The sequence below is a fragment of the Hahella chejuensis KCTC 2396 genome, assembly GCF_000012985.1.
Lineage (GTDB): Bacteria > Pseudomonadota > Gammaproteobacteria > Pseudomonadales > Oleiphilaceae > Hahella > Hahella chejuensis.
On sequence record NC_007645.1, the window covers coordinates 3,706,551 to 3,726,656 of the forward strand.

At 52.0% G+C, this 20,106-nt stretch carries 22 protein-coding genes; 6 read left to right on the forward strand and 16 right to left on the reverse strand.

Annotation, left to right across the window (positions count from 1 at the left end):
* Positions 1–71 precede the first annotated feature (71 nt).
* Together HCH_RS15985 and HCH_RS15990 are read right to left on the reverse strand one after the other, a co-directional pair.
* Positions 72–827, reverse strand: coding sequence for a hypothetical protein (locus tag HCH_RS15985; RefSeq protein WP_011397372.1), 756 nt, complete (start codon positions 825–827; stop codon positions 72–74).
* Positions 828–1,017: 190 nt separating this feature from the next.
* Entirely contained in the window at positions 1,018–2,301 is a 1,284-nt protein-coding gene (locus HCH_RS15990; RefSeq protein ID WP_011397373.1) for an aerolysin family beta-barrel pore-forming toxin, read from the reverse strand.
* A gap of 640 nt (positions 2,302–2,941) precedes the next feature.
* Between HCH_RS15990 and HCH_RS33190 the strand changes: the two genes are divergently transcribed.
* The gene (locus HCH_RS33190; protein WP_011397374.1) at positions 2,942–3,055 is read left to right on the forward strand and encodes an AraC family transcriptional regulator; all 114 of its coding nucleotides are present in this window, start codon (positions 2,942–2,944) and stop codon (positions 3,053–3,055) included.
* A gap of 17 nt (positions 3,056–3,072) precedes the next feature.
* On the opposite strand, the gene HCH_RS15995 is transcribed toward HCH_RS33190, so the two are convergent.
* From HCH_RS15995 to HCH_RS16020, 7 genes are all read right to left on the reverse strand, one after another.
* Positions 3,073–3,324 carry a hypothetical protein gene (locus HCH_RS15995; RefSeq protein WP_011397376.1) on the reverse strand — a complete coding sequence of 84 codons (252 nt, stop codon included), beginning with the start codon at positions 3,322–3,324 and terminating at the stop codon, positions 3,073–3,075.
* A gap of 131 nt (positions 3,325–3,455) precedes the next feature.
* A complete protein-coding gene (locus HCH_RS34265) occupies positions 3,456–3,593 on the reverse strand; it encodes a hypothetical protein (RefSeq protein WP_011397377.1) in 138 nt (45 codons plus the stop codon).
* Positions 3,594–3,597: 4 nt separating this feature from the next.
* Positions 3,598–3,909 carry a DUF6559 family protein gene (locus HCH_RS16000; protein ID WP_011397379.1) on the reverse strand — a complete coding sequence of 104 codons (312 nt, stop codon included), beginning with the start codon at positions 3,907–3,909 and terminating at the stop codon, positions 3,598–3,600.
* A 241-nt stretch (positions 3,910–4,150) separates the two neighbouring features.
* Positions 4,151–5,062, reverse strand: coding sequence for a phage tail tip lysozyme (locus HCH_RS32435; protein WP_011397380.1), 912 nt, complete (start codon positions 5,060–5,062; stop codon positions 4,151–4,153).
* A 201-nt stretch (positions 5,063–5,263) separates the two neighbouring features.
* Positions 5,264–5,722, reverse strand: a complete 459-nt coding sequence (locus HCH_RS16010; protein WP_011397381.1) for a TlpA family protein disulfide reductase — start codon at positions 5,720–5,722, stop codon at positions 5,264–5,266.
* On the reverse strand, positions 5,722–7,044 hold the full coding sequence (locus tag HCH_RS16015) for a sialidase family protein (RefSeq protein WP_011397382.1): 1,323 nt from the start codon (positions 7,042–7,044) through the stop codon (positions 5,722–5,724). Before HCH_RS16015 ends, HCH_RS16010 begins: the two co-directional genes overlap by 1 nt.
* On the reverse strand, positions 7,032–9,281 hold the full coding sequence (locus HCH_RS16020; protein WP_011397383.1) for a TonB-dependent receptor: 2,250 nt from the start codon (positions 9,279–9,281) through the stop codon (positions 7,032–7,034). The genes HCH_RS16015 and HCH_RS16020 overlap by 13 nt, the downstream gene beginning before the upstream one ends.
* Before the next feature lie 240 nt (positions 9,282–9,521).
* Between HCH_RS16020 and HCH_RS16025 the strand changes: the two genes are divergently transcribed.
* On the forward strand, positions 9,522–10,313 hold the full coding sequence (locus HCH_RS16025) for a substrate-binding periplasmic protein (protein WP_011397384.1): 792 nt from the start codon (positions 9,522–9,524) through the stop codon (positions 10,311–10,313).
* On the opposite strand, the gene HCH_RS16030 is transcribed toward HCH_RS16025, so the two are convergent.
* On the reverse strand, positions 10,270–11,019 hold the full coding sequence (locus HCH_RS16030) for a hypothetical protein (RefSeq protein ID WP_011397385.1): 750 nt from the start codon (positions 11,017–11,019) through the stop codon (positions 10,270–10,272). The two genes, HCH_RS16025 and HCH_RS16030, sit on opposite strands and share 44 nt — an antisense overlap.
* Positions 11,020–11,199: 180 nt before the next feature.
* Positions 11,200–11,580 carry a hypothetical protein gene (locus HCH_RS16035; RefSeq protein WP_011397386.1) on the reverse strand — a complete coding sequence of 127 codons (381 nt, stop codon included), beginning with the start codon at positions 11,578–11,580 and terminating at the stop codon, positions 11,200–11,202.
* A 243-nt stretch (positions 11,581–11,823) separates the two neighbouring features.
* Between HCH_RS16035 and HCH_RS16040 the strand changes: the two genes are divergently transcribed.
* From HCH_RS16040 to HCH_RS16050, 3 genes are all read left to right on the forward strand, one after another.
* Complete coding sequence (locus HCH_RS16040) at positions 11,824–12,531, forward strand: hypothetical protein (RefSeq protein WP_011397387.1); 708 nt, start codon at positions 11,824–11,826, stop codon at positions 12,529–12,531.
* Positions 12,532–12,622: 91 nt separating this feature from the next.
* The gene (locus tag HCH_RS16045) at positions 12,623–13,144 is read left to right on the forward strand and encodes a hypothetical protein (protein WP_011397388.1); all 522 of its coding nucleotides are present in this window, start codon (positions 12,623–12,625) and stop codon (positions 13,142–13,144) included.
* Positions 13,145–13,224: 80 nt separating this feature from the next.
* The gene (locus HCH_RS16050) at positions 13,225–13,566 is read left to right on the forward strand and encodes a DUF6572 domain-containing protein (RefSeq protein ID WP_011397389.1); all 342 of its coding nucleotides are present in this window, start codon (positions 13,225–13,227) and stop codon (positions 13,564–13,566) included.
* A gap of 55 nt (positions 13,567–13,621) precedes the next feature.
* On the opposite strand, the gene HCH_RS34270 is transcribed toward HCH_RS16050, so the two are convergent.
* The 5 genes from HCH_RS34270 to HCH_RS16075 all read right to left on the reverse strand — a co-directional run bounded on the left by HCH_RS34270 (position 13,622) and on the right by HCH_RS16075 (position 19,335).
* Positions 13,622–14,092: a M50 family metallopeptidase gene (locus HCH_RS34270; protein ID WP_011397390.1), complete on the reverse strand. Its 471-nt coding sequence runs from the start codon at positions 14,090–14,092 to the stop codon at positions 13,622–13,624.
* Between the two features lie 116 nt (positions 14,093–14,208).
* Positions 14,209–14,406: a hypothetical protein gene (locus tag HCH_RS33850; protein WP_011397391.1), complete on the reverse strand. Its 198-nt coding sequence runs from the start codon at positions 14,404–14,406 to the stop codon at positions 14,209–14,211.
* A gap of 153 nt (positions 14,407–14,559) precedes the next feature.
* Positions 14,560–15,378: a GIY-YIG nuclease family protein gene (locus tag HCH_RS16060; protein ID WP_041599624.1), complete on the reverse strand. Its 819-nt coding sequence runs from the start codon at positions 15,376–15,378 to the stop codon at positions 14,560–14,562.
* A gap of 1,027 nt (positions 15,379–16,405) precedes the next feature.
* On the reverse strand, positions 16,406–18,340 hold the full coding sequence (locus tag HCH_RS16070; protein WP_202945257.1) for a multicopper oxidase family protein: 1,935 nt from the start codon (positions 18,338–18,340) through the stop codon (positions 16,406–16,408).
* A gap of 485 nt (positions 18,341–18,825) precedes the next feature.
* Positions 18,826–19,335, reverse strand: a complete 510-nt coding sequence (locus HCH_RS16075; protein WP_011397395.1) for a MarR family winged helix-turn-helix transcriptional regulator — start codon at positions 19,333–19,335, stop codon at positions 18,826–18,828.
* Positions 19,336–19,444: 109 nt separating this feature from the next.
* Between HCH_RS16075 and HCH_RS16080 the strand changes: the two genes are divergently transcribed.
* Positions 19,445–20,062 (forward strand): nitroreductase family protein, encoded by a 618-nt coding sequence (locus HCH_RS16080; RefSeq protein WP_011397396.1) that lies wholly within the window; start codon positions 19,445–19,447, stop codon positions 20,060–20,062.
* Positions 20,063–20,106 lie beyond the last annotated feature (44 nt).

The following is a 20,106-nucleotide window of genomic DNA, read 5'->3' on the forward strand; positions in this document are numbered from 1 at the left end:
TATTTCTCTTAGATTATTAATCTAATACTCAATAGAGAAATCTCAATGTCTCCGGTCATAAAAAACTCAAATCACCAGCTCTGATCGCAACGACCGCTTTTCTCACGATAGCCGCTGTCGCACTCCCAACCGTTGCCGGAGTTATCAAGATGCGCATGCTGGGGAAGTTTAATGGGACTACATGTGTCTCTGTCCGCCTTATAGCCGCGGGCGCATTCCCAGTCGTCGCCTTTTTCCGTCAGGAAGGCGTTTGCGGGCAGGTTGACCGCCACGCAACGATCACCATCCTCCTTAAAGCCCCGCAGACAGGCCCAGCCATTTCCATATACCTCATAGACAGGGTGACCATTGGCGGGAACCTTTACCGCCAGGCAGGCGTTATCCATTTCCCTGAAGCCGCGTTCACATTTCCAGCCTCTGCCATGGGACTCGTAGGTAGGGTACGCATTCGCCGGCACATGCACGGCCGCACACTGACCGTCCTGCTTTCTAAATCCGATCTCACAGCGCCAGCCATGAAAGGCGCTTTTATCCAAATAGCCATTGACTGGAACGGTAATCGCCACGCAGCTTTCGCTCTCCTTGTGAAATCCTCTGTCGCAGTCCCAGGAACGGCCGTAGGCGCTCAGGTAGGCATGTGCAGGAACCTCAACGGCGATACAGGATTTATTCTTCTGACGATAGCCACGATCGCATTCCCAGTTGTCACCATAAGGGAGAGGATGAGAGTTGGCGGGATGCCCGTCTTTAGCATTGGCGCCGCCGACAATGCAGAGCAACAATATTAGGCTGCTTACCGCGCTACGCCAGATCGAAAAGTACTTCATAAATCGCGTCCATTTAGTTTATGGACTCTTAGGAAGCCCTGATTCCTCCAAAATAGCACGCTTTCACTTGGACCGGGCGAATCATTTCAAGAGCGCAAGAAATTTAAGCCGTAAAACGAAAACGGCGCGCCACCGGGCAGTGACGCGCCAAAGGGGAGCTGATCAGAATCAGCGTGCGAGCTCGCTTGAATTACATAGACTTCAAGCCATCGTCCAATGTGAAGGTAAGATTGGTGACTGTGTCATCGTAGCTGTAGTCATCCACGCGTACGATTTCCATCTCCAGGTTACCGCCAAGGCTGCGTTTGGTGCGGGCGGACTGCTGCGCCATCTGCATCTCGTCGCCGTCCAGAGAGATCGGCGCACTGGCGTCGATGTTGAACTGACTGCCGTCGACCGTGGTGAACTTACCAGTCAGCGGCGCAATGAATCGGCGTTTGCTGATATTGCCCACCGCCCACTTCACGCCGCCGGCGCCGTATTCGTTCAACATCCAGTTCCAGTCCCACTGGCCGTAGTTCTGGATACTGCGATGCGCGTACTGGTCCAGGATATCTTCCGCACCGTTCAGATTGTTGCGGGCGCCAAAGGTATAGTTCTCCCAAGGGCGATCTGTGGGATGGTCGTTTCTGGCGTTGCCGCCCCAGCGCAGAAAGTTCTCCATGGCCACGTTGTATCCCAGCACCATTTCCGATTCATAAGGAATGTCGGCTTTCTGCTTGAATACCGTCAGAGTGATGATGCGCTTGGAGTTCGCCGGCATCAGCGCCCGATACTGCGCGGACTGAGTGACGGTTTCGCTGTTGCCGTTGGATTCGCTCCATCCCTGATTGGCGGTAAAGCCTGCTGTAATTTCAGTGCTTCCTCCGAAAATCTTAAGATCAAATTCATATGTGTTTTTGATGCTTATTGTTTCAGAGAAAGAATAATCTTCCTGTTTCGACCAGCTTTTCGTTTCGTCATATTGTAATGTGGCGACGGCGGTATCTTCCGTATCGCCACGGTTATATACCACCGCAGTAATGGTCTTTAACGGCTCGCGGTCATAGACCTGGGGATCGCCCAATTTAAGTGAGCCGGGGTTGGTATAAAACTTAAGATCGGATAGCGACATTTTTAAGCGCTTATCCGCCCAGTATCCTCCAGAGTAAGGATCACTGCCATTATAATTAGCTTGTAACGTATATTGTTGATCGCCATTGCGGGTAATACTGAAATCTTCACCCACATTCTGGGAAGCGGTTCCGCCGCACCAGCCGTAGCCCAGGAAGTGCGCCAGATAAGTCAAAGGAACATAAAAGTCCGGATCGCGAACGATAGTATCCTTCAAGGCGGCGATATCCTGGGCTGCGTATACTTTATCCTGATACTTGGGTATATCGTCATTCGCCTGAGCGGTTGAGACGGGCGCTAGCAGTGAAATCACGCTGGCTGCGAGCGCCGAGGGGACAAAAGATTTCGACAGGTAATGCATAATTAGGTCCTTATATTTATCATCGTCCTTTTATTCATTCAGAGAACGACCCACCAAAACGTTTATACATATCTATCATTGGGCCTATCCTGTTGGCTGGCTGATTAATACATATGGTTTATTTCAGCAATCATTACATCCAAATAAATAAACGCAAATTCAGTTAATCAATCAAAAAATAATCAGGGAATTAGCCTTTAGTCTAACACCTATTGACATTCAAAAATCCTAATTAAGCCACAACTAATTTACCAACAAGATAACTATTACAACTCAAATTATTTAACTTATTGAATATTCATAAGAATAAATTAATCATTGATCAATAAAACTTGTCCAAGCAGACAGATTCTGTTGATCAGGCATACCCATAGAGCAAACATTAAAATTTAAATTATCAATCACACAGAGCGGCGCACCGCCCTATGAAAAGCATTTCATAACAATATATAACTTGTTTCAATATGTAACTCGCCCGGCAACCGGTCACTTATTGATCCAGACGATGAAAATGAGAAGAATGCGACGATGATGAAATGATTAAGTTTCACTATTACGGGTGAGAAGCTCAGAGGTCAGTTCAGTGAGAAAAAGCAGGTTAGGTTAGAAGAAGATAAGAAAGAATAAGGAACGCTCGCCGTTGGAAGCGGGTAAGCAGGTCTCCTGGACCGCTTACACCTTAGGCTATCGGCACCCGGAGAACTTCAGCGCCGCCTTTCGTAAGTATTTCGGTTATTCGCCGAAAGAGCGTTAACATTCGGCGCTTTCCTATCAGTCCCCGCCACCGCCGCCTCCGTCGCCGCCACATCCCCCATCGCCGCCAAAGAAGCCGCCGCCGCCTCCGCCGTCGCGGGAGTAGCCGCGAGAGCCGTTGGTGGCTACGGCGGTTTTCAACGCAATAGAGATTAAAAACAGCGCAATCAGAACAGGACAGATGATGCTTGCAAAAACAGACTCGGACGTCAGATCCGTGAAATAGAAGGACAGACATAATCCAACTACGTTAACTACCCATGAAATCATATCGCCTCCACATAACTATCAGGTTGGCTGTGAGTCTAACTTTAAAACATATCGGCTTCCAGGTAACCAAGCGGTAAACAACAAGATTCCAAGGCCGCAATGGCGCACCTTTTCATGCGGCGCCCATCACGTCACCGCCCTTGCTGTTTCACCAACATCCCCAACTCCTGCAAAGTCGGCACTCCGCCGTCCGCTGATTTATAGATAATTTCCGCCGCCATCGCCGTCCCCCAAAGAGTCATGAGAATGAATAAAATGCATCCCTTCAACCAACTACTCTCCTTCGCCACTTCCCAAAGAACTCCCCGCCAGGGCGATATTCAGCGCGACGGTCTTGGCTTCGGCGTAGTTCATGATTTTACCGCCGGGTTGTGGCATGGCTTTTTCGTATTCGTCTTTGCTGCAATAGAGCGCCAATGCGAAGGCAATGAATTTTTCGGACAATTCCAGGGCGGCCAGGGCCTGTTTTACTTCGTCGCCGCTATAGTATTTTTTCTTGTCGTGCCGCTTTCTCAGTTCGGGTCCCAATACGCCAATATATTTCCGAATGGCGTCTTTTCTTTTTACTTTATCTTCGATATCCATTGATTACCTTGTCTGCTTGTCTACTACGCTTATGCCCTCACTAAGAGTAAAGGTCTTGGAGAAAAAGAAAAGGTTTATACCCGTCATTTCACCATGGCTTCGTTACGCGCAGGTTTCGTAATGCCTTTCAATATCTTGGGTAGCGCTTGTTCTACCGCGCTTAAATCATCATGTGGGACAATATTAATCAGGCAGACAAATAGATAGAAGGAAGGCTATTTGCCCGCCGGATTAACAGGCGCTATGCGGCTCTGTTCTTGTACAGCTCGTATATCTCGTTAGCTTTGTTGAGGCGCTCCTGATCCGCTGAGGAGCCTACCGCCGCCCGTTCGAAATCCTGCCTGAACACCACCATGGCGTCAGCCACCGAGTCCGTTTGCTTCAGCTTGCCGATCACCGCGCTTTCTGAGGTGGAAGACAACTCATGCTTCAGAAAGCCATAGTTGGCGGCGGCGCTGCCCGGGTCCATGCCGTTGTTCTCGGCGAAGGCGATGAGTCCATCCTTACGCGACTCGCCCCACTGCGCCCAGCCATAACCGGTGCTGTCCTGCACCCGGTCGTTGGTGGGATTCCCGAAAGCGCGCGGATCAGAAGCGCCCTGGCTGAACTGAGAGTACTGGTTAATGTGCGGGTTCATGCCGTCGCTCTCCATATACAGATTGCCGACAACGCCCGCCGCCTGCTCCGGCGTCAGACCAAAGTCCTTGATGAGATTATCCATCACCTGCATCGCCACCTCTTTGCCTTCGGAATCGGACAGACGTCCCTTGGGCATGGCGTTGCTCAGGGTTGAATCAAAGCTGATCGGCGTGTCCTGTGGATCAATTTCAGCGATTTTATTGGATTTATGCACGCCCAGATTCAGCGCAGGCGGATCGCTGACGCCGCATACGCCGTCAATGCCTCCGGTCTTCTTGTTTTGGGAATGATCGGAGGCTCCTTGTGAGCCGTCCGCATTCAGGATCATCCGTAGCTGCTGCAGAATCATCTCCAGCAAATCCTGCATGGCGCCCAGGTTGCCGCCGTTGCTTTTGACTTGATCGTATTGACGGTTGAACTCGTCACGATAGATCTCCGTCAACGCCGACACCTGCGAATCAGGACTTCGCTGGCTCAGGTCGTCCAGGTAGGAATTAAAGTCTTTTATATCCATCGCCTTTCCTCATATCTGTTTCTGATTAGCGGTTAAATATACGGGACGGGCGACGATTCCGACCGACAGAGGTCAATCAGGTTAAGGCGTTCAGGCGATCGGAATCTTGGAGCTCCCTCCACCTTGACTCAGTAACCAGGCGGAGGGCGAAGTTGCGGCGCGGATCATTGCGCCGCCGTAATGAGATAAGGGGAGATAAGACTATTGCAGCCAGTTGCGAATGGCGTCTTCGGACAGCAGGCCGCTGCGGCCTTTACGTTCGCCGTTGGAGGACACAAAGTAACTGCGCGGCAACTCCCCATACCAGGAGGGATCAATCGCCTGCCGCAGGCGCGCCGGAACCGGATCGGCGAAGCGCCAGTTATCGGCGGACTCAATCTTATACTGGGCCAGGGTTTCCCTGACCTGCGCTTCGGGCATGTCCTGATCCGTCGACACCAGCGTCACCGCCAGGTCGGGATCATCCTTCAGCAGACTGCCCAACATCTCCAGCTCTTTGTGACAAGGCGGGCAATCAATGGACCACAGCACCATCAGGTAGGGTTCGCCATCCCATTGTTGTTGAATGGCTTTGACGCTGTCCGCGGTGAACGGCTTGACCTCGGCGCTGGCGGCGGAAGCGATCATCCATGCCGCCAGCATCAGCAATACCCGTCGCATTACAACGACTCCTTATGCTTATGATGATCCCCGGCGTCCTTGATCGAGGCGCTGGCCGCCACTTCCGCGCTGGAGTCCAGCGGCGTCAAACGATAGCCTTCCTGCGCCGTCTGCCATGACAGATAAATCTTGGCGCCATCGTTGACCAGCAAGGGATGATCCGACGCGCCTTCGGTATTGACCACTTCGGCGGCGGCGCTCCAGGTATCTCCGCCGTCTTCGGACACCTGCATGAAAGTGCGGGTGCGGTCGTCAGCGAAGGCTTTCCAGGTGAGTACGACACGGTCGCCCAAGGCTTCAATCATCGGTCGCTCCGCGCCAGGGCCGCCGAACGCCATGGGCTTGCTGAAGCCGTCTTGGGTTGAGTGGGCGTAGAACAGTCCCTGACGGTTTTCTCCCGCGGTGAACCAGGCCAGATGTTGTCTGCCGTCCGCCGCCGCCAACGCCGGGCCGTGATGAGGACAGCCATCCAGCTTCCACTGATCGTCGCTGACCCGCTGCGGCGCGCTATGGGTGGTCAGGTCGCTGAAGCTGATCAGCGCATGGTCGCGCACGCCGCCGTCAAACACTTGTCGGTACAAAATTACCGGCAGTCCCTGTTCGTCCAGCTCCATGGCGATGCGGCAGCATTCGCAGGAGTGATCCGACAACTTGCGGCTGGCCTGAAAGGACGCGCCATTGTCCGTGGAGACGCCATAATACAGGGCCGCGCCGGCGTATTCCCTGTTAGCGGCTTTGGCGGCGACCAGATCCCGTTTGTCCACCCAGACCACAAAGATCTCGCCGCGGTCATTCACGCGAAATGTCGGAAAGCGATGGGCGATGACGTCTTTGTCGTCATTTACATTGATCGGCGCGCTGAAGGTGCGGCCGCCGTCCAAAGAGCGACTGAAGCGGATATGCCCGGTATAGGGCTTGTCCAGCTTACGGGTCCACAACAGATAGATTTCGTTTTTCGGGCCCAGCGCCAACTGCGGCCTGTCCTCGCCCTGATCGTCCACCGGCTCGGGGGTCGCATTCACCGCCTGCGGCGCACTGAATGTCGCGCCGTTATCGTCGGAATGCTGAATGTAGATATGACCGCGGGAATACCAGGTGATCCACAAGCGTCCATCGCGGCCAAACGCCGGTGTGGGCGACTTGGCGCAGTTCAGCGACGGCAGCGCCGTGGGGTCGGCGCAAGGACCTGCCGGCGCCGCGGCGCCGTGGTGGCCGCCTTTTTTATCGTCATGGCCGCCATGGGCGCTGACGGCGCCGGATGCGATAGCCGCTGTGGCCGCTATCACAGCGACCCGCAGCAGGCGCAGATTCAATATTTCCATTTGACCTCCGCATAATAGGTTCGACCCGGATACGGGTGATAGACGTAATAGCGTTCGTCGGTGAAGTTATCCACTCCGCCGGCGACAGAGAAATGCTCATTCAGGGCGTAAACCGCGCGAGCGTCGAACACCAGAAAGCTGTCCGTGTAGCCGAAGCCGCTGCGGTCGCCGTCGCTGTTGTCGAGGCTGTCATAGGGGTCGCTGGCGTAACGGACGCCGCCGCCGAAACGCAGCTGCTCGGTGGCCTGATAGCCCGCCAGCAGGTTGGCGCGCCATTTGGGAACCCGGGGAAACTGCTTGCCTTGCGATTCCGGCGACGCGCTGTTTTTCATGATTTCCGCATCGGTGAAGGACAGGTTGAAATCCAGGTCCAGACCCGCCGTCAGCACGTCTTTGAAACCGGTGACCACTTCCACGCCCCGTGAGCGCACGCGGTCGATATTCTGGTAGTTGGTGACGCCGGTGAAGACATTGGTCTGACGGTAGATGGCGTCGTCCACATCGTTTTCCCACAGGCTGACAGTCAACGACGCATCTTCAAAGTGGCGTTTCACAGTCAGGTTCTTGGCGAAGCTTTTTTCTTTCTTCAAATCCGGGTCAAAGCTGGCGTTGAAAGCGCCGGTATTGTCGATAGAGCCCTGGTACAACTCGCCCACGGTGGGATAACGATAGGCCAGCGCCAGCGACAAGGTGGCGCTCCAGTCCGCATTGGGGCGGTAGCTGAAACTGGCTTTCGGCGACAAATCGGATTCGCTTCTCTCTGGATAGGCCGCGCTCACGCGATCGGCGCCGAAGTCCCGCGCCAGCACGCCGTCATAGGCGCGCCACCACTCCTGACGGGCGCCCAGGGTCATGCTCCAGGCCGGCGCCAGCGTCCATTCATTCTCTACGAACAGCGCATGGGTGCGCGTAGTCCCTTCTGAATCTCCGCTCAGGCTGGCGATATCGTCGCTGCGCCAGTGCGAGGTATTGTAGCTGGCCTGATCCAGGCGATAGCGGTCGAAATGGTATCCAAACAGAACGCGGTCGCCCATCCAGCCGCCGTCGTGGCGATGAGCGAATTTAACATCAAAGGTTTCCCAGCCGGTTCCCTGATCTTCCGTCAAGGTTCCCGCGCCGTTGCTTTGCGCCTCTTCGTAGTTCGTGCCTGAGCGACGTTGCTTTTGCTCCAGCACATCATAAAAGGACAAAGCGGATTTGATTTCCCACCCCTGCCCCAGCGCGCCTTCCAGCTCAGCGCCATAGATCAGATCCCGCGCTTCGGATTCGCCCAGACGCTGACTGCTGACTTTATAGCTGGCGCCGTCGATGTCCACTTCGCCGTTGTAAACGGGCTGGCCGTCCGCATCGCGCAGATAGGTTTCCGGGTTGAGGTTATCTTCGTTGCGATCCAGATACGCCAGGGTCATTCTGGCCTGCAGACGGTCGTTGATGTCATAACCGAGTTTGATTTTGGTGACGCTTTCGCCGATGTCGCTGCGTCCGGCGGAGTTGTACAGATATCCGCCCGCCGGATACTCATGCGCGCCGTCCACAGGATTGCCTACTGGCGCGCCGCCGCTGCCGGAGGCGATGCCAAAGCTTTGCGGATGCCCTTCGTTCTGCAGCCAGTCCGTCGCCAGGAAATAGCTCCAGGGGCCCTGTCTGTCGCCAAAGGAAGCGTGGGTTTTGTAGCCGAAATAGGTGTCCTCGGTTCCGTAGGCGCTGAAGTCCTGCAGGAACACGCCAGCGCTCACCTGCGCCTCACGCTGTTCCGGCATGCGGCCGTGCATGATAACGGCGCCGCCCATGGCGTTGCCGCTGTATTCTGCGGAATAAGGGCCGTATAACACTTCGATCCACTCTATCTCTTCCGGTTGCATCAGCCCCCACCGCGGCGCGAAGTTGAAGCTGGAGCCCAGAAAGTTGCTCAGCATAATGCCGTCGCCCATCACCACCGCGCGGGCGGTCTGGGTGGTGTGCGTTTCGCGGAAGGACAAGGTGGCGTTGCGGTCGCCGATATAACGTTTGCGCACGACCAGGTTGGGCTCGTATTTAAGCGCATCGGATACCTCTGGACTGTTGATGTCCTCCAGTTTCTCCGCCATGACTTCCGTTTGTAAAGCCGTCGGCTCCTTCACCAGCGCGGGCCGTTCACCCACCACTTCCACGGTTTGCAATACGGTGGCCTCTTCCGCCGCCGCCCCCAATGGCAGCGCAAGGCTTGCTACAGCTCCAATCGCGCGGTTCAGGCGCATAACGTCCCCTTACTATAAATGTTAGAAAAAGGGCATAGTAATGAAGCCATTACGTGAGATGGATGCGGCAAAATGTCGCAGGGATTTTTAGCTAGTCCGGTTGGGTGAACAGGAATAGCTCAATTCCAATTCCCAACAGCGACCATTTTTCTTCCCGTGTATTCCAGCGGATTCATGCAATTTTATCGAGAGCCGGTGAGATCGTTACTATACTGACTCTAATGGCTGGGAGGAGAATCAATGCGTTATGCTCTGTGGCTCTGGTTTGCGCTGTTTACGCAGGGAGCGCTTGCGCAAACCTTAATTCTCGGCATGGAGGAGGCCAACAATAGGCCCTTTGAATTTGTTGCGGAATCCGGGGAGCTGACCGGCTTTCATACTGAGGTCGTCAAGCAGGCGGCGGCTGGTATGGGATGGAAAGTGGAGTTCGTGCGCCTGCCCTGGACCCGCGTTATTAAGATGCTGGAAAGCGGTGAAGTGAACGCCGTGACCTACATGGCGAAGTCCATTGAGCGGGAGAAATTCGCCCTTTATCTGCCCGACAATCTTCTGCACATTTCACAGAGCACGATCTACATTAAAAAATCCCGCGCCAGTGAAATTCTATACGACCCGCCACTGGAGCATTTCGTCTCTCGCTGGCGCGTCGCCGTCCCCACCGGCTATCACATCAATGACGAGGCGATGGCGTTAATCCGCAACAATTACCCACTGCAACAACGCACCGTCACCATGGCGCAACTTTTCCTTATGCTGGTCAACGACCGCTACGACGCCATACTGGGCGGCTCCAACGCCATGCTGCGCAGTAAAACCGCCATCGAAAATCTTGAAGACGTCGTACAACCGCTGCAAGGCGCCCTCTTCCCCTCCGAACCCATGTACATCGCCTTCAGCCGCCAAAGCGGCTCTAAACTCGCCTACGAATTCGCCATCGCCTATAAACAATTCCGCCAGCAACCGGAATACCGGGAAATCGCCGAGCGTTTTAACGTGATTGCGTGGTTGCCTGGCGAGAGGGATTTTGATTAGGGGGAGCACACGTCGTTTTGGGCGTTTTTTCCGCAGGTTTGGGGGCGCAGCTACCACATGTTTTTTCGTCGGCGTCGAATGTGTGGGGTAGATGAATGAGGCCTGTTTTGTATTGATCGCAAATGAAGCCAATAAACGCTTTGGCTCTGTCCCCTTCCGTTAGATTTCCATAAACTGATGAGCCTTTAGGGACAGAGGGACGATATTCGTCTGGGATCACCAGCGGCTCGCAACCGAAGTAATAAAACGTTTTCGCGATTAACACATACTTACCTGAGATATCTTCCTCCTGACACCCCATATGAGGCTTATCCTGCTTTATATCCCAGTGGCTAGGATTCTTGACCTGCCGATAGTGTGTGTAATCTTTTGGGTCGCCTGACGGCAGTAATTCGTAAATGTTATCTCCGGCTCGCTCTATCGCGCTCTTCGCCGACATATCTGGAATCTTATTCTGAAAGCGAGAGTCTTTATAATAGTCCCCGATGGATAGCCTCTCCGACACTTCCATCAAATAGACAAGTCGCTCGCAACCTACTGCATCGTGATTTAAAGCAACGGATGAAAAGCCAGCAATCCACGTTCCCTTCTCAACGTTATCGTTCATTCGTATATAGGGTTTGCAAGTCGCCAACGTCAACCACTCGCCAAATGGATTGGGCGCAAAGCCTGAATCGTGGGTCATTTTGTAGCTATACAAACGCATAAAACCTCCCTCAGCCAGTATTACCACCGTGTTTAAAAACTAGGCTAGAAAGAGGAATTGGCAAGGGTTTCAGGCCCGGAAAGTTGTTATGTTTGGTTGGCTTTTGCTACAGGACGAAACTGAGTGAGTATTGGCGTATTTGTGGGGTGATGAGAGGGAGCGCCGAGCGGTTATCGAGACCTAGTCGCCTCCTCCACCGCCGCCGCCATCTGACCCCATATCGAACACACCGCCATCCTGACGTGAACTAATGGCCAGGTCGAATCCCTGGTCGTCATTATCATCGCGGCTGGAGTTACGTATAGGACTGGCGCTGTTCAGGAAGCTTTTGAACGGCCATGGGATCAGCCGGTGCGGTATGGCTTCAGGCGAGTACTGGTTTATCAGATAGAGCGCCATTAAGGAGCCGAAAAGAGGAACAATGAGTATGATAAAAACCTGTAGCGCCTTTTGGCCCCGTTCCAATGTGTCATCGTTTTTCACCGCCACAATGGCCATTAACGCCAGCCACAGCCATGCGGCCACTGTTAGGCCAATCAGCGTCATTAATACGACCGCCATCATTCCTCCTCAAATCCTTATTCGCCTGATTTCTGGTTCGATTTCGAATAACGAGGTAAATCAGTGAAGTAGAAACAGATTAATCACCTTATAGGGATTTCTTACTGAATGCTAGCTGGCTGTGGCACGCGCTGCCCTCCAATCACTCGACAACATAACCTTCTAATTTCAAAAGCGCTTTAGGTAAAATGCAGCGTTTTTTTGATTCTAGAAAACCAGTAAAGAAAGGATTTTCGCCGAAAGATGGACCCATATCAGTTATATCAAGCGCACTCATGCGAGTTCTCAGACGACCTGAATTACTATCTGGATTTTTGCCGGGGGCATGCAACGCTTGAGTTGTTCGCCGGGTTTGGCCGGGTCAGCAACTTTCTGGTTAAACAGGGCGTCTCGTTAGAAACCGTCGAAATATTACCCTGCTACTCTGATCAGATAAGCCTGCCAGACGCCTCAAAGCACGTCGGCGATGTCCTGACATTTTCCAGCGATAAGAGGTTTGGTCGCATTTTCGCCGCCTATAACTCATTTTGCCTGCTGACCAGTGATGTAGACCTGCGCAACTTCTTCACCATGATAGACCGACAGTTGCAGCCTGGCGGCAAAGCCTCCCTCAGCTACTTTCATCCGGATTACTGGGATCAGGCGATAGATTATGAGTTCACGCTTAATGGAAAATCCGTGAGAGCGACGCCAGCTTTCGACCTCTCGCGCCGGGAGCAAAAACAAGGCGTTTGGACGGACCTTTACTATCTAAACGACACCGGCGATAAACCTGCTTTGGAAAAGAACGTAGTGGAGTGCAGCTATCCGGTTCGTATTGTTGAAGATGCAACCGACCTCCTTCCCTTCTTGCACGGTTTGGAACTTGAGTTTGTTGAAACGGTAGAGAGTTTTGGTAGGGAGCGAGTCGTTGAGCCGGGGTGGGTGGATTTTGTTTTTGTTAAGGGTTGATGCTGCCTGGGGAAAGTAATGAGAATTGCTGTGCCGTCTTGTTCGTATCACTAGCTGATAAGTCAACGCACCACCGAGATGGAGTAATAGTATGAGCGATTTTTGGCCACAGTTTTGTCCAAGCAACTGGTGTGACGAATATGGCGTCTTTGGAATTCCATTTACCAATGAAGTTTCAATTGGCTTCGTGAAAGTTATCGAGTCTGGCTATTCTTATCTGTTAACGAGCGAATTTGATGGCCTTGGATACAATAGAGACAGTCTCCTGAGTTCATCGATTGACGCTTTGGGAGACGATACGTCAAAAGTTCACATGAAGGTAGCAAGGCCAACAGGAGCGACTGTCGTCTGGCTGGAAGCCGAGGATAACTTTGCAGCTGTTCGCATGCTGCTGCCCGCGGTTCAAGCGTTCGTTAAAAAGCACGTGGGTGATGAAGTCCTTTTTACAATACCAAGCCGTGATTTGGTTTTGCTCTGGAATGCGGATGCTCCAGTTTCATTAACTAATAAACATCGCCTTGAGGCTCAGGAAGACTTTAAGAACGATGATTACGCATTAAGCCCAGATGTCTATAAGTTCACAGCACAATGGCCGTGTATGGCAGTTCGGTAAAAATTCGATAGCTGGTGGCGATTCAAACAACACGAGCAAGGGACCATAATGCGCCCCTCCAATTTTGAGGTTTCGAGATTATGAGCTTAAAAAATACAGATTTAATAGATGTGATTGCTCAAAGCCCTCACTTTGATGGCTACGATATTATTGCCGTTGACTCTGGTGATATTGTTGATGAGATTGAGCGTTACAATCTTATGATTAAGAAACTTTCGTCATATATGGAATACATAGCCAGTGGACAGGTATTGGAGAATAATCCGGATATGGAAGGAAAGAACTTTCGCTTGTGTGTACTTTGTAAAACTGAGCCAAATGAAGCAATGCTGCAAGTGGAGGCGCTGAAAACGAGAACAGAGCCATCCTTTAGATTTCCAGTATTGGTTACAACCCAACAAGCTTACCTTGAGAGTACATAACAAGTTGGTGAAGCACACTTCGATGGCTATCGCCACCTGAGCGGGACAGGGACGACTATTTAACCACCTTAAACGGATTTTTCTTTTTTCTTTTTTTGCCAGGCTTGTTAAACACCTTCCAAGCAAGAACCCCATCAAACTTCCAAACAGGGAGTAAATTTAAGATTATAAGTTTTACATTAACGGTAACCATGAACCAACAGAATGCGAATAATAACCAATTAGCTTTATTAAGTCCTACAGCCATTAATATCGATGACAGAACAAATAATATGAACTGAAATAAAACCCCTCCCCACGCCATAAAATATTTTCTTCTATCATTCTCTGAGTTAAAGCCATTACATGTGCAGGAACCATGTATAATACCGATACGCAACTCCAACACATTCAACCCCAAAAACTTAGCAACGACTGCGTGACCTATTTCGTGAAAAACAATCAACAATAAGTAAAAATAGAATATTGCAACTGTGTACTTAGCATTCGCAAAAAACAAAGAAAGAGGAAGCAAAAATACCGCCACCGCCAAGCTCGCATGTATTTTTATATCCGCCCCATTAATATTTGTTAAATTAAAATATTAAAAAAGCAAAAAACGTAAAATTTTATCGGATATAATCATAAACTATTCGTACCGCGTTACAATTTAGCAATATCATTAACCTTATCTGACAAGTTGAGAAAATCCTTTTGCAGTTGACTTTTAGACAATTTCTCATACTTAAAAGGCACAAACATTATTCTCGAAGCTGGCAAATCAATACTATATTTTCTATCGCCATATAAATTATAGCAGTCCCACTCATATTTCCTCAGCCAGCGGCGAATACGACTCACAGCGTTTCCAGTCTTTCTCTCTGGAAGGCCCTTCGACAGGCTCAGGGCGAACGGTGGAGTAGAAACCTCTCTACATTGTTCTATTTCTAGGAAAGGCCGTTAAGCCGCTCTACTTTCTCGCTCTCAGTTGACCCTAAGTCCCTAACCCTTTGGCTAATTCAAGTTGTAGCCATGTGTGCGGGACAACAAGACTTCCTTCCAATGGGTTTCGCGCGTAATAACTTCATTTTTATTGGCGTGCACATCCGCTACTTCAAGAATTGAAAAACGAAATGCTTCAGCGCTTTTGGCGCCAAGGTTGTTCAAGAGCGTTCGAAGTTCTACATTGTTGCCATGTCCCGAGGACGAGTACTGTGACCAGCGGCTCCATATACCGCCTTCTCCATACGCACAGCCAACATAAAGTTTGCCTGACATCGTGTCTGATATTACATAAACCCCAGAGACTGAGGAGAGCGCGCCTTTCCAAGATGGGATGCTCTGACGAATGACACAATCTAATTCCCGCTTAGACAAATTCACTGATTTAAAACCTGGAAACTCCGATAAGGTGAGTCGCTCTGATTTGAGTTCCGATACCAATAGATCTTCACTCCACCGCTCAGCCAACAAGTATGACGCCCGGAAATTTCGGCTAAATTTAACAACCAAGCGGCCGGAGAGCTCAGCACAGTATTGCACTTGCTCTAAGTCATAATAGAAATCATTGCTTTCTTTCTTGTACTCAACCCCTATTTGCTCGTATAGACCGCCAAAGACCCAGTTGTCCGTGCCATGAATGTTAATTAGAGAGACTACAAACCGGCGCTCAAAATTTCGTTTCGTTTGCCATCGCTGCCACTCCTCGAAATCTCCCGCAAGAAAGACATCAAGGGGATGCTCTTTTCCGTTCCACACGGCCATATGTAATTTACAGTCGGCTGGCGACAGTGTGGGGCTAAGCAACCGTAATAAATCAAATAGCTTGAACAAGTTTCTGCACCTCGTCAGCACTCGATCACCATCAACTTCGATAACATGTCTAGTTATGAGCAAAAGATAGCACACCCTCCAACGTCTGCTTCATTCAACGACAGTGCGGCTCAAGCGCTCCTCGCTCATAAGCCCTGAAAAGCCCTTCGACAGGCTCAGGGCGAACGGTGGTGGGGTTTGTTTTTGGGGATGGGGCTTTAGTTTGTGGGGTTGGGTTGATTGTCTAGCTTAGGTAGGCTTCGGTGGCTATGCGGTGATGATGAACATTGTTACAGCAATCAAGTACACGAGGGCTACGCCTTTGAATGATGTTTTTCTGAATAGGTATGCCAGGCATAGAGCGGTGAATAGTGGAAAAAACCAGTACACAAGCAGAACGTATTCAGTGACATGCGCAGCGATGGTTTCCGTATAGGACTCCAGGAAGCTAAGGCGATCAAACGTCCTCGACGCGCTTCTGGCCAGAATGAAGAAGCCGTGACCCAGAAGGAGTAGTCGGATGATTGTGACTGCGACGTTGCCTGCTGCTTGGTCCCATTGTTTGAGTTTGGCGATGGTTTGTTTTATTTCCAATGTTTGGTCTTACCTCGCTTAGCTTGGAGCGCACTGTTTTTTTTGGCGCTCTGGAAGGCCCTTCGACAGGCTCAGGGCGAACGGTGGTGAGGTTGTTGGTATTTGGGGGATGGTTCTTTGTTTGGTGGTGTTGGGTTGTTCGTCTAGCTGTGGTTGGGTTTCGGTTGTTATGGGGTGAGGATAAATATTGTTATTGCAATCATATGCACGAGGGCTACGCCTTTGAGTGATGCTTTTCTGAATAGGTGCGTCGGGCATAGTGCGGTGAGTACTGGAAAAACGTCTTATGCGATGAAAACGCTCTATGAAAAGTGTCCGGTGAGATTTGATCGGAACACCACTGACGGGCCTCTCATTCTCTGACATAAGAATTCCCTTTTTGGAAGAGCAGGACGCCAGGTTGAAGCTCATGCTGAGCTGAGCCGAGTCAATCAACCTCAGCGACCTGAGTCATTCAGTGATGGCCCGGGGCGACCGAGCCGCCTTGGCCGTCTGGCAGGACAATACTGACGTTCTGCATCATTCCTTGATCCTCATGGTCGAGAATGTGGCAATGCAGAACATATTCGCCGATATAGCGCTGGTAGCGGGTTCGCACCACCACGGTGTAGATACCCTTTGGCGCCTGGACCGTGGGAATAAGACTTTTCACCCACAAGGTATCCTTCCACACCCCCTTCAATCCCGGATATTGGGGATCTGCAGCGCCACTCGCGTCATCCACAGCGTCGGGAGCGCTGACATCCCGGCCGTTAGGGTCGAGAATTTTCACAATTTGAAAAGGATTGACATGGATATGGAACGGATGGCTGGCGTACTGGGATTCCAGCACCCATTCATCCACTCCCCCCAGGGTCAAAAGCCGGTCTACCCGATCGGGGTCGTAGGGATTCGGGTCGATGGGCATGCCAGGCTCGGTTTTCGACATCCCCGTAAAGTTGCTGACTTCAAACTTCACATCGGACGTGGTCGTATCAATAAAAAATGTCAGCTCCTGCTTACCGGTGACTTCACTCTCCGCAATATCCTGATGAGGCGTGAACCTGGTGAATTTCAAATCGTCCTGCAAGTCAGCCACAACGTCGTCGCGCACTGACGCCGGCATAAATTTATTCGCGGAAGCGATCAAGCGTTTCTTCAAGTATTCGTGAATGTCGTGAACTGTCTCCCCTGACGCTACCTTCACCATCCCCAAGAGCTGCCGGCTTTCCGCCGTCTGAGAAACGCTGGCCGCCGCCTGGGCCGAGGTATCGATGACACAGTAATTACCATCATCGGGGAAGACCACCAAGGCATCGACACGATAGCCCGGCTGCAAGGTAGACAGTTTGGTTTGCCAGGCTTTGGCGCGGGTCAGTCCATCATCGGCGATAACATGATAGGGAATAGCATCGCCTGTGCAGTTATCGTTGATGTAGCGATCGGCGTCCTTCGCTTTGAGGGTATTGAAGCTACTCTCTGCGATGCTCGGTTTTAATTTGCGGAATTCCAGACTGATGGTATCGCGCACGCCCGCATGAATCATCCGCCAGCGTTCAATCTCCCCCGCCTTGGCGGTGAAGATAGGTAAGATGACGCCATTGATGCTTGTGTAACGGCCGGAATCCCCCCAGGAACCAGGGCCGAATTGATCGTAGGATTCAACACCGTAGATTGGATTTTTGACGCTCGCTGGACAATCCCACAGGACATTGCCGTCGCTGTCCTCCATTACCTGGCCATTTTCCAAGCAGGCGTACTGTATTTGTTGCAACACCAGGATACGCTCCTGGAAGCTCTTTCCTTCGCTGTCTTTCAACAGCGTATCGATATCCCCATTGCTCGTTTTAGATGGCGGACGATCGCCGTGCATGATCAGTGCGCCCGCCATTCCACTGGAAACCTGTAATGCGGTTGATCCATGTAAATGCGTGTGGTACCAAAATGTTCCGGCAGGGTGATCAGGCGGAATATTGTATTCATACTGAAAACTAACGCCGGGATCGATTTTCAGCAGAACATTATCACTGTTTCCGGTGGGACTGATCCACAGACCGTGGGTATGCAAATTGGTCCCGTTAAAACAATGGGGATCATTGACGTCGCCATCGTGTTTGATACAGCTTGGATCAGCAGGTAGCTTATTATTCAACGTCACACGCACCGTATCACCGGGGGTTACCTCAATCGTTGGGGCGACAAAGGGACGGGTTGGACTGGTGTCGGTTCCTACATAACTGCGCAGGTGGACATTGTCATAACTAGCGGTGGCCGGATTGTACAAGCGACCGTCGGTATAGACGATATCGAGATCCAGATGTCGTTCAGTACCAACCCTGGGCGACCCTGACGTGGGGATCGACTTCAGGTTGGTGGTCGCCAGTGGAGCGCCCTTTTTGAGTTCAAGCACTGGAGGATTCGAGATGCTGCGCCGAGATGTTTCTGCATGAACAGGCAAAACGAGTGCAAGCAGAGTTAGATTTACCAGAATCCAAATAATCCGGGTTCGCAATAACAATGGGTTACCAATTGCCGTAGCCAGACTCCGCCGAACGATTCCACTCATGGTCGTCGCCTCCTTGGACGCATCCAGACAGATTGCAAATCACAAAGAGTGGCACGCGATCACTGCTCAAAGATTCGTGGCGCACAAATACAAAGATAGCAGTTCCACGAATGCCTGCATTGGATCACAACCAGGCATTGCCCACTTGGTATTGACCGGTTTAATAGCACACTTTTCTTATGCGCTTTGGGAGGCCCTTCGACAGGCTCAGGGCGAACGGGGACATAGTGTTAACGGGGACATGGTATTAACGGGGACAGGGTATTGGCGCTCTACGCCAAGGCTTATAGCGGCTCACGATTCAGCTGGTTTATCAGTGTGAGCCGCCTCTACCCTTCCCCCTCCAATAATCTTAGTAGCCGCCTCATGCACTCATCCAGTTGTTGGCGTTCTTCTGGGTTCAGGGGTTGCAGGATGTTGTGTTCGTTTTGTACGTGGGCGTCGACGGCGCGGTCGATGAGTTCGAGGCCTTTGGGGGTGAGTTGGACGAGTTTGCTGCGGGCGTCTTCTTTGTTGGCGGTGCGTTCGATCAGGCCGCTGGCTTCCAGCCGTTGCAGGCGGTGGGTCATGGCGCCGGAGGTGATCATGAGGGTTGAGAACAGGGCTGTGGGGGCGAGGCAGTAGGGTTTGCCGGAGCGTCTCAGGGTGGCGAGGACGTCGAATTCCCAGCCGGTCATGTCGAATTGACTAAAGGTGGCGTCCAGTCTCCGTTGCATCAGGGCGGCGCAGCGTTTCAGGCGTCCGATGGAGCCCATGGGGGTGACGTCCAGGTCGGGGCGTTCTACGTTCCACTGTTGCAGAATCTTATCTACAGCGTCGGGCGGGCGTTTTTCAGTCATCAGAGGCTCCATTTATTTTATCTTGATATCAAGATTTATCTATGCAAAACTGATTTTATCTTGAATTTAAGATAAATGCATTGCTTAGCCGTAAATCAAGGAACCTGATATGTACGAGACCGTAAAAGACCTTATCGAAAACCGCGTATCCACTGGCCGTTACGACGCGGAGAAATCCCTGTCTGAAGAGCAGATCACCGAGTTGGTGAGACTGGCCACCCGCGCGCCCTCCGCTTACAACTTTCAAAACTGGAAGTTCATCGCGGTGCGTTCGCCTGAGGCGAAGGCGCGTTTGCAGGCGGTTTCCTATGGACAGAAGCAGGTGGTGGACGCCGCGGTGACTTTTATTATCTGCGGTACGCTGGCGGCGCATGAAGGTCTGGCCAGTGCGTTGCAGCCTTCCGTCGCCGCGGGTTTTCTGCCGCAGGCGTTCAGTGACGGCTGGGTTGCGCAGGCCAGTTCCTCGCATGAAAACAATCCTGCACTGCAACGGGACGAAGCGTTCCGTTCCGCGTCCCTCGCCGCTATGACGCTGATGTTCGCCGCGCAAGGCATGGGGCTGTCCACCGGCGCCATGAGCGGTTTCGATCCGCAGGCGCTGGCGCAGGAGTTTGGGCTGTCGGAGCGAGAAGTGCCGGTGATGTTGGTGACGGCGGGTTATCCGGCTGAAGGCAACTGGCCGCAGAAGCTGCGTCGTCCTGTGGAAGAGGTGATGGCGTTGGTGTGATCTCAGCCTGGCAGGGACGCGCCTGCGCGGCGGCTAGCCGCGGA